Source organism: Streptomyces regalis (assembly GCF_001509475.1).
Lineage (GTDB): Bacteria > Actinomycetota > Actinomycetes > Streptomycetales > Streptomycetaceae > Streptomyces > Streptomyces regalis.
The window spans coordinates 1-15,978 of record NZ_LLZG01000390.1; the positions used below are offsets into that span (position 1 = coordinate 1).

The 15,978-nt window shown below is 71.4% G+C and carries 11 protein-coding genes and 1 pseudogene; 7 read left to right on the top strand and 5 right to left on the bottom strand.

What is annotated here, in order from left to right:
- Nucleotides 1-192, bottom strand: a 192-nt coding sequence (locus ADL12_RS55805; RefSeq protein ID WP_208614717.1) for a hypothetical protein, incomplete at its 3' end; no start/stop codon positions are given.
- Between the two features lie 235 nt (nucleotides 193-427).
- Between ADL12_RS55805 and ADL12_RS40610 the strand changes: the two genes are divergently transcribed.
- The 3 genes from ADL12_RS40610 to ADL12_RS40625 all read left to right on the top strand — a co-directional run bounded on the left by ADL12_RS40610 (nucleotide 428) and on the right by ADL12_RS40625 (nucleotide 4,440).
- Nucleotides 428-1,003, top strand: a complete 576-nt coding sequence (locus ADL12_RS40610) for a hypothetical protein (protein ID WP_244188239.1) — start codon at nucleotides 428-430, stop codon at nucleotides 1,001-1,003.
- 178 nt (nucleotides 1,004-1,181) lie between these two features.
- On the top strand, nucleotides 1,182-1,652 hold the full coding sequence (locus tag ADL12_RS40615; RefSeq protein WP_062712867.1) for an SMI1/KNR4 family protein: 471 nt from the start codon (nucleotides 1,182-1,184) through the stop codon (nucleotides 1,650-1,652).
- Nucleotides 1,653-2,319: 667 nt separating this feature from the next.
- Nucleotides 2,320-4,440, top strand: coding sequence for an autotransporter (locus ADL12_RS40625; RefSeq protein ID WP_062712951.1), 2,121 nt, complete (start codon nucleotides 2,320-2,322; stop codon nucleotides 4,438-4,440).
- A 9-nt stretch (nucleotides 4,441-4,449) separates the two neighbouring features.
- Here the strand turns inward: ADL12_RS40625 and ADL12_RS40630 are convergent, their stop codons facing one another.
- The gene (locus tag ADL12_RS40630) at nucleotides 4,450-5,562 is read right to left on the bottom strand and encodes a hypothetical protein (RefSeq protein WP_062712869.1); all 1,113 of its coding nucleotides are present in this window, start codon (nucleotides 5,560-5,562) and stop codon (nucleotides 4,450-4,452) included.
- A 72-nt stretch (nucleotides 5,563-5,634) separates the two neighbouring features.
- Between ADL12_RS40630 and mmuM the strand changes: the two genes are divergently transcribed.
- The 4 genes from mmuM to ADL12_RS58205 all read left to right on the top strand — a co-directional run bounded on the left by mmuM (nucleotide 5,635) and on the right by ADL12_RS58205 (nucleotide 9,760).
- Nucleotides 5,635-6,558: a homocysteine S-methyltransferase gene (mmuM, locus tag ADL12_RS40635; protein WP_062712953.1), complete on the top strand. Its 924-nt coding sequence runs from the start codon at nucleotides 5,635-5,637 to the stop codon at nucleotides 6,556-6,558.
- A gap of 213 nt (nucleotides 6,559-6,771) precedes the next feature.
- Nucleotides 6,772-7,830: a LacI family DNA-binding transcriptional regulator gene (locus tag ADL12_RS40640; RefSeq protein ID WP_062712870.1), complete on the top strand. Its 1,059-nt coding sequence runs from the start codon at nucleotides 6,772-6,774 to the stop codon at nucleotides 7,828-7,830.
- A 78-nt stretch (nucleotides 7,831-7,908) separates the two neighbouring features.
- The gene (locus ADL12_RS40645; RefSeq protein WP_062712873.1) at nucleotides 7,909-9,516 is read left to right on the top strand and encodes a glycoside hydrolase family 127 protein; all 1,608 of its coding nucleotides are present in this window, start codon (nucleotides 7,909-7,911) and stop codon (nucleotides 9,514-9,516) included.
- 115 nt (nucleotides 9,517-9,631) lie between these two features.
- On the top strand, nucleotides 9,632-9,760 hold the full coding sequence (locus tag ADL12_RS58205; protein WP_341846401.1) for a hypothetical protein: 129 nt from the start codon (nucleotides 9,632-9,634) through the stop codon (nucleotides 9,758-9,760).
- A gap of 115 nt (nucleotides 9,761-9,875) precedes the next feature.
- On the opposite strand, the pseudogene ADL12_RS40650 reads toward ADL12_RS58205, so the two are convergent.
- The 3 genes and pseudogenes from ADL12_RS40650 to ADL12_RS40660 all read right to left on the bottom strand — a co-directional run.
- Nucleotides 9,876-11,231, bottom strand: a pseudogene (locus ADL12_RS40650) (carboxylesterase/lipase family protein); the annotation flags it as partial.
- A gap of 127 nt (nucleotides 11,232-11,358) precedes the next feature.
- Nucleotides 11,359-12,615: an alginate lyase family protein gene (locus tag ADL12_RS40655; protein WP_062712875.1), complete on the bottom strand. Its 1,257-nt coding sequence runs from the start codon at nucleotides 12,613-12,615 to the stop codon at nucleotides 11,359-11,361.
- 25 nt (nucleotides 12,616-12,640) lie between these two features.
- Nucleotides 12,641-15,973 (bottom strand): putative Ig domain-containing protein, encoded by a 3,333-nt coding sequence (locus ADL12_RS40660; RefSeq protein ID WP_062712877.1) that lies wholly within the window; start codon nucleotides 15,971-15,973, stop codon nucleotides 12,641-12,643.
- Nucleotides 15,974-15,978 lie beyond the last annotated feature (5 nt).

The following is a 15,978-nucleotide window of genomic DNA, read 5'->3' on the forward strand; positions in this document are numbered from 1 at the left end:
TCCGCCGCTATCATCATCGTCATCCGCGAACCAGCCCTTGACGGTGTCGACAATCCCCTTGCCGTCACCCTCATCAGCGGGCGCCGCATAAGCGACCTGGGGCAACGCGGTACTCGTCACCGCGCCAACCACCAGACACGCAATCAGCCTTCCCAATCCGGGTCTCACACCAAACCTTTCCTCATGCGTCATGGCACAAACATGCCGCCGGACATACACCCCACCCACGGGAATACGAACCCATAGGCAGGGGCGCCGAGTTTCTATTCATTCCGATGACGCAATGTCAAGCGAGTGGACATCGTGGACAGTTGACATCAAAGAGGCCGCTGGGTGTCCGATATTTCCGCTCACTGGCGCCCGGCCGACAGCATCGTGTATAACCACCCAGTTCGAAACCGAGCACTCTGATTTCGAGGGGCAATTCATGGGCGGCAGAACCCGCGAATCCGAAACGCACCCGCCGCAGACGACGGCGTCGGACACCCTCGCCGATACGGAATCGGCCGGCACGCAGACCGACGCCAAACTGGAGACAGCGAAGGACGACGCCACGCCTGCGAGTAGCAGGCTGCCCCGCTCCGTTCGCCCGGACCGCGCCGGACTGATCGTGGCCGGCGCGGCGCTGGCCGCCTGCGGCGGACTCGTCCTGTACGGCGTACTCGCCACCGGCCAGAGCGACGGCCCGCCGGAACGCAGCACCCCCACCGCCGCGGTGACGTACGAAGTGACCGGCCAGGGCACCGCCCACATCACCTACCAAGCCCACAGCGAAACCGGCCAGGCCATCGTCGCCAAAGCGGCCGCGCTGCCCTGGCACAAGACCGTGGACGTCCCGCTCGGCAGGGAACCGATCGTCAGCATCGTCCTCGGCGAGAACGGCGGCAAGGCCCACTGCGCCCTGGCCATCGGCGGACGCCACGTCCAGAGCGCCACCGCCATCGGCGAGTTCGGGCGCGCGACCTGCTCCGGCTCACTACCTGCTGGCGAGGGGGAGTACTGAGCCGCCCCTTCGTGCCACTCTGCACTTGGCCGACTGCATGGCTCCGGCGAGACGTCGGTGCACCCAAGGACAACCCCCGACGAGGCGACAGGGCTGCTGCATGATTTGTTGCTCGGGGATGGCAGCCTTGGGATTGATGGTTATGTCCGAAGCGAAAGTCTGAGAAGGGGTTCTTCACATGGGTGATGAGGTAGTCGAAGCAGTCCGCAACCGTGCCGCAACAGGCAGCCTGCCCGGCCCTGCGACGCTGGCAGCGGTCACGGAGGCGGAACAGAACATCGGCTTCCCGCTGCCGCCTCTGCTGCGGCGCCTCTACCTGGAGGTGGCCAACGGAGGCTTCGGTCCGGCCGAGGGCATCCTAGGCGTGAGTGGCGGGGCCTCGCAGGGAGACTGGAATGACCTCGCAGAGATCTATCAAGAGGGACCGGATCCTTCCGGTCAGATCCCCGCTGGTCTGGTGCCGGTGTACGACTGGGGGTGCACGATCTGGTCCTTGGTCGACTTCCGCGATCCCGCCGGGCCGATGTGGTGCACCCACGAGGGCGACTGCTGGCCGCAGGGGATCAACTTGGCGGAGTGGCTGGTCGAGACCATGGCGGGCACGCTGACCGTTGACGACCTACTGAGCACTCAACCGACGACACATTGAAGATCCACCATCTTGAAGTCGCAGGCCAGAGGACTGGTGTGGGTCGTTGATCGTGTACTCGTGCTGTGGTGTGGGCGCGGCGGGTGTCCGTACGCTCCGGGCGGGAGGTGCGCGACATGGCCGAGGACGCGGAACCTGACCTGCGGGAACTGATCACGGCCCGTCGGGCTGAGGAGTTGCAGGTCGCTTCGCGGACCCGCTCGGCATGCCGGAGCCGGGCTCGGTACGCCTTCTGGCGGCAGGCGGGCCGGTCGTAGACGGCGTCCCGGCGGTGGCCGTGGCCCAATGCGAGAGCGGGTCCGAACCCCTGCCGCGCCTGCCGAGAGATCAAGTTGCCTGGCGAGGTCTACGCCGACTGCCACGCCGAGATCGACGCCGTTCTCGGCCGTCATGCGCCCAACCCCGCGGTGAGCTTCAACGGCCGGCCAGTGTGCCTCGGTCGCGCCCGTGCTCAGTCGATGTGGCGCCCGTACACCGACGCTACGCCGTCCGGCCGCCCGCCCGGCTGCGAGGACCGGCCCTTGTCGTCGGTGAGCGCGAGGAAGAGCAGGCCGTGGGCCTTGTGTTTGCCGCTGTAGTTGCGGCGGTTGTCCGCTCCGGTGCGGCGCCGGGTACGGATCCACGAGAATTTCTGTTATCGGCCCAGTCCCCCGTGCGTCTCCTAGGCGTGCGCAGCCTCACCCATACAACAGCAGCCGCCGCCGGCGCCCTCGCCGTGGTCGCCTCCCTCACCGTCACCGCTCCCCCCGCGGTGGCCGCCGGCCCCCGGGACGTCACCGCCGACGTCCTCGGGGGCCGGGACGTGACGCTCAGCGGCGACACGGTCGTCACCGTGCCGGCCGGGACGACGACGTACGACGGCGTCTTCCGCGGCGAGGGCACGCTCACCGTGCGCGGCAGCGGGACGCTGATCCTGACCAGGGACAGCGACTTCACGCTGCCGAAGTCCCGGCAGCGGCAGAAGGTGAGCGTCGTCGGCGGCAATCACCCGTACGTCACGACGGCCACCCCGGACCCGCCCGCGATCACCGTCGCCCGCGGCGCGACCCTGCAGTACGGCAACGGCGGCACCACCGGCCTGATCGGGCACTTCCCGTACAACACCCCGGCGTTCCGGCTCAACCAGGACAACATCCGGGTCGACGGCACCCTGCGGCTGTCGCTGAAGAGCGCCTACAACCTGGGCACGATCAGCGGCTCCGGACTCATCACCCAGCCGCGGTTCCTGTGGGGCACCTGGGATCTGTCGGGCGCCCACTCCTTCTCCGGGGTGATCGACAACGGCACGCAGATGAACGCCGGAGCCCCGGAGTTCGCGACGTCGCTGCCGAACGTGCGCAAGATCCTCAACCAGGGCACGTACACCGTGGACACCCCGCTGGGCCAGACCGTCACCATGGGCATGGACTTCTATCAGCGCGAGTACGGCAGCGACATCAACGTCCAGTCCCGGCCGGGCAGCAAGGTCGTCCTGACCGGCCAGTACAGCTGGTCGAACCAGGGCGGCGACACCAACCCCTCACTCAGCGACCCGTCCCTGAACTGGACGCCCGCGCGCAAGAACGTCAACAAGCGCGGCACCAACATCAAGGGCGCGAACGTCCAGTGGGGCGACGGCACGACGAACAAGATCTTCATGCCCGGGACCGCCGAGACCGTCTACATCAACCTGCTGGCGGCACGCTTCCGTTCACTCCTCACCTTCGCCTACAACGGACCGGTGACGCTGGGCGCCCCCATCGGCGGCGGCACGTTCCACGACACGCTGGCCGCACCCGGGGCCGGGGACATCGTCATCAAGGGGACGAAGGGCAACGACGTCACCTTCGCCGCCGTGCAGTACTACGACGGCTCGACGACCGTCGAGAAGGGTGCCGTGCTGCGGCTGGGCAGCGGCAGGTCCGGCGGTGACGGTGGGCTCTACACGCGGGGTGATCTCTACAAGGTCGTCAACAACGGCTCGCTCGTACTGAACAACACGAGCAAGGCCCTGTCCCTGTCCCGGATCAGCGGCAGCGGATCGCTCACCCACTCGGGGGCGGCGACGACGACCCTGACGGGAAGCGCGGTGACGTACACCGGCACCACGACGGTCAAGAAGGGCACCCTCGCCCTGCGCGGCGGCGCGACGCTCGCCGGCAGCAAGTCGATCCGGCTCACGTCGGCCAAGTCCCGTCTGGACGCGGGCACTTCGGGACTGCGCGTCGGCGAGGCGAAGACGCTGACCGGCAAGGGCACCGTGAAGGGGGCGGTGACGAACGACGGCGTGGTCGCGAGCGGCCTGACGGTCTCCGGCGCCTACACCCAGTCGGCGAAGGGCGAACTCGTCCTGCGCGACGGCCCGTTGAAGGTGACCGGCGCGGTCCGCCTGGCCGGCGACCTGGACCTCGCGGCCGCCGCCACCTCACCGAAGCCCGCACGGAAGATCACGATCCTCGACCACCGAGGCCGAGCGAAGACGACCGGCGCCTTCACCGGCCTCAAAGAGGGCAAGAAGCTCCAGCTGGACGACACCACCTACCGGATCAGCTACCGGGGCGGCGACGGCAACGACGTGGTCCTCACCCCCGTCACCACCACCCCCTCCCCCAGCGCCGACAGCCCCCGCACCGCAGCCGACACGGTCGCCTCCCCCAGCACCCGCACCGCGAGCGCCGCGGGCAACGGCCTCGGCTGGTGGCCGTACGTCCTGGCCGCGGGCCTCCTCCTCGGCCTCGCGATACCGGCGACGAGGTTCGGGCGGGGCCGCGGACGACGCCGGAGCGGGCGGCACTCGGCGCGGGGCTAGCCGAGCCGGTCAGCGACGGCCGCTCGGCGGCGCCGGGAAGCCGAGGGGTGGGGCTAGGGCACGCGCCTCGGCCGCCCAGTCGGCGAGGAAGGCGAGGGCCAAGCCGCGTTCGCGGTAGCGGAGTCCGGCGGAGACCGTGCCTCGGCCGCCGTAGTCCCACTGCTCCTCGCCCGCCCGGGCGAGCATCAGGGCAGTGAGCCAGTCGTACTTCACGGCCGAGGCGCACACCGCCAGCCGTACGAGGTGTTCGTCGCCCCGCCAACCGCTCTCCCGCAGGCCGTGCAGATACGCCTCGTAGGCCGCAGCCGCGTACTCGGGCAGACGCGCGGCCGGGACGAACAGGTCGAAGACGGAGTCGGGCAGGTAGTTGCCGAGGTCCTCGCCGAGGGCGCCGTCGCCGGTGAACGCCCAGTCGAACAGGACGTTGTCCGGGCCGTGGGCCCGGAGGTTGGCAGGCCACTGGTCGAGGTGGCTGAGCGTGCGCGGCAGGGACTCCATGATGTGCAGGAACCACTCGCGGTCGTGGTGCAGCCGGACCATTTCGTGCCGCAGGCCGGCCGGGAAGTGGTCCCGGACCAGGGGCTGTTGCCAGGCCTCGTCCTCGTCGAGCAGCTCCTGACCGAGGGTGTTGCCGCCGATGTACTCGCGCAGGAAGCGGTGCGAGAACCACGGCTGCGCCGGGCCGGGGACGGCGGCTCCCTGAGCCGCGCCGAGGCGGCGGGCGTGCTCGATGTGCCGGGCGAGCGACCAGGACGGGCCCGCCTCGCCCGGTACGTCCTCCAGCCACAGCGCGATGTCGCCGTCGGCCCGTTCGACGCTCGCGAGCAGCCGGGGCGCGCGGATGCCGTACGGCTGCCAGGTCCGAGCGAGCCCCGACTCGTAGACGTGGGCCTCGCGCCGCCAGTAGTTCCAGTGCCGGGGGTCGTCCGAGGCCGCCCAGTGACCGGCGGCCTTCTTGTTTCGGGTGAGCACCTTCAGTACGGCCGAACGGTCACCGGCCCGGACCCGCCAGACGCCGGCGGTGACACCGTTCTTCGGGTTGTGCGTGAGGGGTTCGACGGCGACCCGGCCGGCCCCGAGAACCTCACGGGCCTCGGCCTTGAGTAGAGCGGTCTCAGGCATGCGCCAAGGCTAGATCCCCCGCGGATGTCCCACCTGCCGGACACCCGCCCCGCCTCGAGTACCGTCGTCACCATGACCAGCACCATCACCCTCGCCGAAGCCCTCGCCGCCGGGACCGTCGTGCTCGACGGCGGTATGTCCAACCAGCTCGAGTCCGCCGGGCACGATCTGAGCGACGAGTTGTGGTCGGCGCGGCTGCTCGCGGAGCGGCCCGAGGCGATCGCCGAGGCGCATCTCGCCTACTTCGAGGCGGGGGCGGACGTGGCGATCACGTCCAGCTACCAGGCGACGTTCGAGGGCTTCGCGGGGCGCGGGATCGGGCAGGAGCGGGCAGCCGAACTCCTCGCCCTCAGCGTCGAGTTGGCACGCGAGGCGGCCCGGCAGGCGGCAGCCAGGGGGGTCACGCGGCCGCTGTGGGTGGCCGCGTCCGTCGGGCCCTACGGGGCGATGCTGGCGGACGGCTCCGAGTACCGGGGCCGGTACGGGCTGAGCGTGGACGAGCTGGAGCGCTTCCACCGGCCCCGGCTGGAGGTGCTGGCCGGGGCCGGGCCCGACGTGCTGGCGCTGGAGACGGTCCCGGACGCCGACGAGGCCGAGGCGCTGCTGCGGGCCGTGCGCGGGCTGGGTGTCCCGGCCTGGCTGTCGTACTCCGTCGCCGGGGACCGCACCCGGGCCGGCCAGCCGCTTCAGGAGGCGTTCGCCCTGGCCGCCGACGTCGACGAGGTGATCGCGGTGGGCGTGAACTGCTGCGTGCCGGAGGATGTCGAGGGCGCCGTCGAGACCGCCGCCCGCGTCACGGGCAAGCCCGTCGTCGTCTACCCCAACAGCGGCGAGGCATGGAACGCCGAGTCCCGCACCTGGGAAGGCCGCTCCACCTTCACGCCCGAGCAGGTGCGGGGGTGGCGGGAGTCCGGGGCGCGGCTGATCGGCGGGTGCTGCCGGGTGGGTCCGGAGGCGATCGACTCCATCGCGCGCACGCTGGCGGCGGGGCGGTAGCAGTCGCGGTCGCGGTCGCGTCGACGTACCCGCGGTCACGGACAAGGTCGGTCCGGCGCCGGCACCCGGGCCGCCCGACGCCCCTGCACCCCGCACAGGACTCGTCCCCACTCTCCCCCGCTGCTAGCCTCCCCTCGGGAACCGGTTGCCATCGTGTTGCCGCAGGTTCCCCAGGGGGTGGGCGAAAGTGCCCGGGAGAGGGGCGAGACAGGGATGACCAGGAAGAGCGAGGACGCGGGGCGCAGCACCATCCGGGACGTGGCGGCCCGCGCGGGAGTGTCCGCGTCGACCGTGTCGCGGGTGCTCGGCGGGGTGTATCCGGTGAGCTCGGCGACGCGTACGCGCGTGATGCGGGCGGTCCGCGACCTGGACTACGTCGCCGACGCACGCGCCAAGGCGGTCGCGGGGGTCGGCACGCCCACGCTGGCGTTCGTGCTGGAGGACATCACCGGGCCGTCGTTCGCGCACATGGCGCACGGCGTGGAGCGGGAGGCCCGACGGCTCGGGCATCTGTGCCTGGTGTGCACGACGGAGGGCGACGTCCAGCACGAGGTGGAGTTCGTCGAGATGATGCGCGCCCAGCGCGCCGCCGCCGTGATCCTGGTCGGCGGCTCCGCCGACACCATCGAGTACCGCGAGCGCACCCGCCGTATGGCCGACTCGCTGGCGTCGGCGGGCTCCCGGCTGGTGCTGTGCGGGCGGCCGCCGCTCGGTCCCGGGGCGCCCGTGACCGTCATCGAGTACGACAACGAAGGCGGCGCCTACGCTCTGGTCGCCCACGTCCTCACCCAGGGCCACCAGCGGGTCCTGTTCCTCGGCGGCGCCTCCGACCACACCACCGCGCAGGGCCGCGAGCGCGGCTATCTCGCCGCCCACCGCGCCCGCGGCCTGGACCCCGACCCGGCACTGCTCCTGCACGGCGACTTCACCCGCGACTCCGGGCACCGCCTGATGCGCGAGGCCCTGAAGGAGGGGCTGGACTTCACGGCCGTGGTGGCCGCCACCGACATGGTCGCCGCCGGCGCGCTGACCGCCCTGCACGAGGCCGGCCTGGACGTACCCGGCGACGTCTCCCTGGCCGGCTACGACGACATCCCCTTCGCCCGTGACCTGCACCCGGCCCTGACGACGGTCCACGTCCCCTACGAGGAGCTGGGCCGCCTCGCCGTACGCACCGCGCTCGGCCGGACCCCGGAGACCACGGACGATCATCTGCTGCTGGGGACGCACGTAGTGGTACGGGACTCGGTGGGCCGGGTCGGCCAGGCGTAGCGGAGCCCTTGTCGCGGAACCGGACGTTACCTATCCTCACGGCCATAGCAACCGGTTTCTATCCCTGGAGCCCTGCGCATGAGCACCGGCCCCCTCCGTCTCACCTCGCAGGCGCACACCGCCCTCCGCCCGGCGGACGCCGCCCGCGTCACCGACGGATTCTGGGCCGCCCGTCGCCGAACCAACGCCGAGGTCAGCATCCCGCAGGGCCCGGCGAAGCTGGAGGAGGCCGGGAACCTCGCCAACCTCCGGGCCGCAGCGGGCGGTGCGGGTTCCTTCGCCGGGGACTTCCAGTTCCAGGACTCGGACGTGCACAAGTGGCTGGAGGCGGCGTCCTGGCAGCTCCCGGAAAGCCCTGGGCTGGCGGCATCCATCGGTGAGCTGGTGCGACTGCTCGCCACCGCCCAGGAGCCCGACGGCTACCTGCAGACGTACTACCAGCTGGCCCGCCCCGACCGGCGTTGGCAGGAGCTCGGCTGGGGTCACGAGTTGTACTGCGCGGGGCACCTGATCCAGGCGGCGGTGGCCCACCACCGGACGAGCGGGCGGCGTGACCTCCTGGACGTGGCCGTGCGGTTCGCCGAGCACATCGACGCCACCTTCGGCCCGGACAAGGCGGTCGACGGCATCTGCGGGCACCCCGAGATCGAGACGGCGCTGGTGGAGCTGTACCGGGAGACCGGCGAGCAACGCTGGCTGGAGCTGGCCCGGTACTTCGTGGAGCAGCGCGGGCACGGTCTGCTCAGCGGCGGCGGCGACCGAGGGCACGACCGCGATCCCGGCCCGGCGTACTGGCAGGACCATCTCCCGGTGCGCGAGGCGACCACGGTGGCCGGGCACGCCGTGCGGCAGCTGTACCTGCTCGCGGGCGCCACCGATCTCGCGACCGAGACCCACGACCCGGAGCTCCGGGCGGCGCTGGAGCGGGTCTGGGACGCCATGGTGGCCACAAAGACGTACGTCACCGGTGGTGTCGGCGCGCGTCACGAGTGGGAGTCCTTCGGCGATCCGTACGAACTTCCGCCGGACCGGGCCTACACCGAGACCTGCGCGGCCATCGCCTCCGTCCAGTGGTCGTGGCGCATGGCGCTGCTGACGGGCGAGGCGAAGTACTCCGACCTCGTCGAGCGGACGCTGTTCAACGGTTTCCTGTCCGGAGTCGGCCTCGACGGCGACAGCTGGCTCTACGTCAACCCGCTCCAGGTCCGTGAAGAGTACGCCGACCGGGGCGGCGACCAGTCGGCCCGCCGCACCCCGCTGGTCCCCGGGCGACACCCTCACCGTCGACCTCGACCTGACCGCCCGGCTGACCCGCCCCGACCCCCGCGTGGACGCGGTAGGGGGCTGTGTGGCGATCGAGCGCGGGCCGCTGGTGCACTGCCTGGAGGGAGTGGACCAGCGGCCCGGTATCCGTTACCAAGAGCCTCAGTAGTTCTCAGCAATCCTGGCGTTTCCGCCCGGAAGGTCCGTACCGCCCAGCTCGGCGGCTTACGGTCCGCGCTTCAGCGACCACCGCCCAGACAAGTCCCACTTACGCGGTCTCCACGCAGTATTTTACGTCTCCGAGCCACTCCCGGCGACGGTGGGCCGTGGCCCACGGGCGCGTGTTTAAGCTGCCGCCACACTGCGGCCGGATGGCTTGGCTTTCGCCACCCGGCCAACACTCAACCTGCCAACGCCCACTGACAGCCGCTGACGAATACCGAAACTCCCGGTAGCAGCTTTCAACCCCTTCGACGAGCTCACCCTTCCCGACGGCGCCGAGCTGACCGCCCGGCACGAGCCGGACCTGCTGGGCGGGGTGACCGCCGTCAGTGCCGACGGACTGCGCCGGGGAGACGCAGCCGCCGTACCACTGACCGCAGTTCCGTACTACGCGTGGGCGAACCGTCGGCAGGGGCCGATGCGGGTGTGGATTCCGGGGGCGTGACGGCGGCGGCCCACAGGGCGAGCTCGGCGTCGCGCGGCCCGTGCGCGGTGTGAGTGTCGCCGTCGCCGAAGACACGGACCGGATGGGAGTCGTCCCACGCCTGCCATCCCGGATCGCCGTCCGCCACGAACCGCAGCCACGCCCCGTGCATCTCGTCCGCCAGCTCCTGCGGGGCGCCCTCGCCGGCCAGCTTGCGGGACTCGGGGACATCTCCGGTGTCGAAGACGAAGCCGAGCTCCAGCGCGTGGCAGGCGCCGAGGTCGGGGAGGCTGGAGGGCCAGGCGAACTCGTACACGTACGTCGAGCCGGGGCGGGCGTCGGCCAGGCGGTGCAGGGGGACGCGCAGGAGGTGGTCGGTGACCATCTGGCCGACGATCTCCGCGGTGCCGGCCTCCGGGTGCAGGGCGCGGTAGCCGCGGGGCACCTCGGCGCCCGCGTGGCAGCGGGCCATGGCGCCGGCCAGGGCGACCGCGCCGAGCCGGTCGAGGCGCTCCAGGAGGCCGCCGGGCACCAGCCACAGGCGGTACTCGTCGCGGGTCCAGCCCGTCATCAGGTCGACGCCGGCCGCGGCGCCGCCCTCCGTCAGCGCCGCCATGGGGTCGCGGGGCACGAGGTCGCCGTCGACGACGATCCCGAAGGCGGGCCCTCCCACCACGGGACTGCTGAGCCGGCCCACCTCGGCCTGGGTGCGCAGGAGCAGCTCGCGGTCGACCTCGGCGAAGGCGGCAGCGGTGGCGGGGATCTTCAGCCGGGTGGCCATCCGGCGCACCATCCGCCGTACCTTGTCCCGCTCGGCGGCCTCGGGCGGCCCGCTCTGCAGGACGGCCCGCCGGACCAGGCCCTGGGCCTGCGGCGCGGCGAGCAGCGCGCCGATGCTGATGGCGCCGGCGGACTGGCCGCACAGGGTGATGCGGTCGGGGTCGCCGCCGAAGGCGTCGATGGAGTCGTGCACCCACTTCAGGGCGGCGAGCTGGTCGCGCAGGCCGGCGTTGGCGGGGGCGTCCGGGAAGTAGCCGTAGCCCTCGACGCCCAGCCGGTAGTTGACGGAGACGAGGACGACACCGTCGCGCGCGAAGGACCGGCCGTCGTACACGGGCACACCCGAGGAACCGCGGGTCAGGGCGCCGCCGTGCACCCACACCATGACCGGGAGCCGGGCGCCCGGGCCGGGCTCGGGGGTCCAGACGTTGAGGTTGAGGCAGTCGTCGCCGGGCACGACGGGGTCGGACAGGTACTGCGCGAAGGCCTCGGAGTACGGCGGTTTCGGCGGGGTCGGCCCGAAGGCTCCGGCGTCGCGCGCGCCGTCCCAGGGCTCCGGCGGCTCGGGCGGCCTGAACCGGCGCGGGCCGTACGGAGGCGCTGCGTAGGGGATGCCCCGGAACACCGCGACGCCGCTTTCGTACCGGCCCCGTACGGCACCGTAGGGCGTGCTCACCACGGGGTCCGCGGGGTCTGTCCGGACTGCTGTCATACGTCCACCAGCCTCCTCACCGCGCTCGTGCACCGTGAAGATCAGAGCAACTCATTGTGGCCGGATATTCCGGTGCACGAGCGGGTGTGGGGGCTATTCGGCGTACACCGCTACTGGGCGTACATCGCTACTTGGCGTACATCAGCGTGCCGAAGCCGAGCTGGTCGAAGCCTCCGCTGGTGGTGCCGTAGTCACCTCCTCCGCCCTCGGGGGCGACCGAGAAGCACATCTGGGCGATGTACTTGTCGTCGAGGAGCAGGCGTCGGCCGTAGTGGTAGTGGAGCATCGCCCACACCGGGCGGACCTGGCCCCGACTGCCGGAGCCGATCACCGTCTGTGACTGCTGGGCGCAGTTCTGTCCGCTGCCCCAGGTATAGGTGGTGTAGGGCACGTTCATGTTCAGGTTGTACTTGGCGACGTACTGGGCGGCCTTCATGAAGCGACGGCCGTCGTACGAGTACAGGTCCTCGCCCTGGTTCCAGGCCATCTCGCACAGGGCGCCCATCTGGCCCATGCCCATGATGCTGTGCCCCTGGTCGCGGCCGGACTCCTGCCACTGGCCGAGGTCGTAGCCCTCGACGCCCGGGTACAGGAACGGCACCGCGCGCCGGATCTGGCCGTTGCCGCCGCCGTTCTTGAAGTAGTTGACGGCCTGGTCGTACTTGGCGCCGTCGTCGCACAGGATCCCGATGGCCATGATCGAGGCCATGTTGCACAGGTCCCAGTTCGCCCAGTAGTTGGTGATGCAGGCGTCGTTGTGCCCGGTCAGGAACTGGTTGTTGAGCGGGTAGAAGACGTTGAGCATCATCGTCTTGAACCGGTTGAGGTCGAACCCGGCGTACCCGCGCATGAGCTCGGCGACGTTCGCGAACTGCCAGCCGTAGAGGCCGGCGGCCAGGAACCGGTCGGCGTTTCCGGTAATGCTGGTGAGCGTGGACGACCAGGCGTTGAGGATGCGCACGGCGCAGTCGCCGTTCGCGGCGGTGCCGCCCACGTGCCAGCGCAGCGCGTTCTGGTAGGCGGCGTGGATGTCGTTGTACAGCTGGGGGTAGTTCTGGCCGTCGCCGCCGCGGATGATCGTGGCCGTGGGGCGGGGCGTCCAGGTGGACTGGGAGTGGGAGTTGGCGGTCAGCCGGTTCCAGCCGGCCCGCCAGGGGTCGGTTCCCGCCGCGACCCTGACCTTGGCCCGGTTGATGTCGCCGGCGTTGTGCAGCATGCCGGGGTGGGTGAAGGTCGCGGGGGCCGCGTCGGCCGTGCTGCCCGTCAGCACGGCCGCGGACCCGCCGACGGCGAGAGCGGCGGTGAGACCGCCGGCGGTCTTCAGCAGACCGCGGCGGCTCAACTCTGGTGTGTGGAGGTGCCTGTGGGGGGAAGTGCGGCTCATTCGTGCATCTCCATTCGTGGAGGATCTACATGGGGGTGATGCTCACCTCGTCGAACTCGGTGGTGCAGCGGGCCAGTGGGTTGCGTGAGCAGACCACGAGGCCCACGTAGTAGGGGGCGTCACCGAAGCCGGGGATCGAGCCCTCGGCGAGGGGGGTCCAGGTGACGCCGTCATCGGTGGACAGGGCTGCGGTGAAGGCGGTCCCGACGCGCTTCAGTCGCAGCAGGGAGGGAAGGGTGGTCGTTCCGTTCCCGGTGAAGGTGGACCTTCCGGCCACGGTCGTGCGCAGCATCAGCTGCGCGGTGGTCCCGCCGGAGACGATCGCCCCGGCGGCCTGGTCGAAGGGCGACAGCGACTTGGCCATCAGCAGGCCCACCCGGTCGGCACTCGCGCCCGTGCGGGAGCCGAGCCGGGCGGTGATCTCGCAGTCACCGGTGACGGGCCGTCGTACGAACTGCCCGGTCATTCCCTGGTTGTTGACGGTCAGGTCGACGCCCGCACCGCGCACGGTGAAGGTGCCGTCGGCGTACGACGTACTGCCCGGAGTACGGATCGCCGCGACGCCGAAGGTCGCGAAGTCCCGTTCGTCGAGGACGACATCGCCCAGGTCGCCGTACGTCCACGGGTCGGGCGGGGGTGTGCCGACCGTCAAGGTCAGCTTGCCGGTGCCGTCGCCCGCCGCGTTGCCCGCGGTGGCGGTGACCGTGAACTCGCCGGTCTCGTTGGGCGTTCCGGAGATCACGCCGGTGCGCCGGTCGAGGCGGAGTCCGTCGGGCAGGCCGTCGGCGGTGAACCGCACGGGTTCGTGCGAGCCCCGCAGGATGTACCGGAAGGCCATCCCCTTGTTCGCGAACGCACCGGTGGCGGAGGTGAGTTGGGGCACGCTCGGGGTCGGCATCTGTGCGGACGCCGGTTCCGAAAGCGGCCCGCGTCCGCCGCAGTTCGTCTTCGCGACGACGTAGTGGTACGTCGTCCCGGGTGTGCCCGTGGCGTCGGCGTACCGGACGCGGGTGCCGAAGCCGACCGCGCCGATGCCGGTGGCGATCGTCTCGAAGGGGCCGTCGGCGGAGGTGGCGCGCAGCACCTTGTAGCGGGCGGAGACGTCCGGGTCGGTCCAGGCCAGCTCGACGGCGTCGGCGCCGGTGGTGGGCCTGAGGCCGGCGGCGGTGCGGGCCGGGCGCGGCACGGACCAGACCTCGCCGAAGGCCGTGGAGGTCACGCAGACGTTGTCGAGAGCACCGGTGCCGGTCTCGGCGTACTCCGCGTCGACGCCGAGGCACGAGGTGAGGACCAGGCCCGCGTACGCCGTGCGCCCCAACTCGACCTCGGTGGAGCCGACTTCGGTCCAGCGGATGCCGTCCGGGGAGATCGCGCCGGTGCAGCGCCGGCCCCGGCGGGTCACGCGCACCCAGTAGGGCGCCCGCAGCCGGTAGCCGTCGCCCGCGCCCTCGACGTACGGCGCCTGAAGCGGGGTCGCCGACTCGGGCAGGCTGCCGAGGTTGGAGATCGGGAAGGCGGCCGAGCTGGTGATCGCCGTCTGCTGGGACGGGGGTACGGGCGTGCTGCCGGTGCCGGAGACAGGCGCCCCGGCCTTCGGACGGACGCTCCACACGCCGCTCCAGGTGTGCAGCGGCAGCCCCTGGATCAGCATCGAGGCGTGCGCGGCGTCCGCGTCGAGGGAGTCGCGCAGGGTGACGCCGATCTTGGCGTACTGGGAGCTGAGCGGGAACACGACGCGTGCGGTGATCGCGCCGTCGCCGGGCAGCGGGAGGTGGACGCAGCGGTAGGTGTCGGCGGTGCCGGACGCCTCCAGCACGAACCGCTCGCCGTCGAAGGCGGCGGAGCCGGGGATCTTGACCTCCCCCAGGTCCTGGGTGGACCAGGGCTCGGGGAGGCCCGCGGTGAGGGCGGTCGGCAGTGAATCGGCGCTGCCGCCCTGGGAATTGGCGGCGGCGACCGTGTAGTAGTACGTCCGTCCCGCACGCACGTCGGAGTCCTTGTACGCCGGCTTGTCGACGCCGGACGCGATCTCCTCGTACGGCCCTTCGAGGCGGGTGGCCCGGCGGACCGTGTACGTCTTCGCCCACGCGGTCGGCAGCCAGGACACGGTGACGGAGCGGCCGTCGCCGGTCGCGGTGACCCCGGCGGGAGCCGTCGGTGCGTTGGACGAGGCGGCCGTCGTGCCGGCGTAGGTGAGGGTGCCCCAGCCCGGGTGGTCCTCCTGGTAGCCCTCGACGAGGCGGGTCCCGCCGGTGCCCCGGAAGACGACCTTCTCGGTGTAGGGGGCGGGCTTGCCGAGACGGCCGGCGTAGTGCGCGTACGCCATCTCCCACAGCGGCCGCCACACTCCGCGCTGCCGGTCCGACACGGCCGTCTTGACGTACTTGCCGGTGCGGTCGAGGTCGGGGGTGAAGGGGACGGAGTTGTCGCCGAGGTTGTAGCGGCCGAAGTACTCGAAGTTGGCGAGGATCCGGTCGTCCGCGAAGCCGTACAGGTCGACGCCCTGCTGCCAGGCGACCTCGGCCGCGTCCGCCAGCAGGCCGACGGCGAGTTGCTCGTGGGCCTGGTCGCGGCCGGACTCCTGGCCCTGGCCCGCGGCGGTGACGATGCGGTGCAGGACCGAGCCGTTGCCGGAGCCGGCGGCGGCGAAGCGCAGCGCGTCCTCGAACATCACCCGGTTGTCGCAGAAGACGGCGATGGCGAGGATGGTGCGCAGCGCCGCGATGTCCCAGTTGCCGTTGGCGTAGAGGCAGTAGCCGGCCAGGGCCGGGTACCAGACGTCGGTGAAGGAGCGCTCGCAGCGGCGTATCGACTCCTCGGGCCAGCCGTCGTAGCCGCTGTGGCGGAGGATCTCGGCGGCGTTGACGAGCTTGAAGCCCTGGATGCCGGCGCCGAGTTGGCCGTCGGCGCCGGTGATGCCGGTGAGCGAGGCGGACCAGGCGTCGAGGATGTCGCGGGCCTTGTCGGCGTGGCGTACGTCGCCGGTGACCGCCCACATGAGGGCGTTGTGGTAGGCGGCGGCCGCGTCGGTGACGGCCTGGCTGGTGTTGTCGGTGGGGCCGCGGCCCCAGGTGGTGATCTGTCCGGTGTTGCGGACGGCGTAGCTGTGTTGGGAACGGGAGTCGGCGGCCAGCGCGGCGAAGCCGGAGGCGATCGGTTCGCGGCCTTCCGCGACCGCGGACTTCATCCGGTCCAGGTCGGCGCGGGAGTGGAGGAGGCCGGGGTGTGCGAAGGAGAACGCCGCGTCGACGGTCTGGGCCCACGCGGGCGTGGCGGCGAGGGCGGACAGCAGTCCGCTCCCGGCCACGCCCGCGAGTCCCGCCGCGCCGAGGAACGTCCGTCGGCTGAGGGCTTGCATGGAAC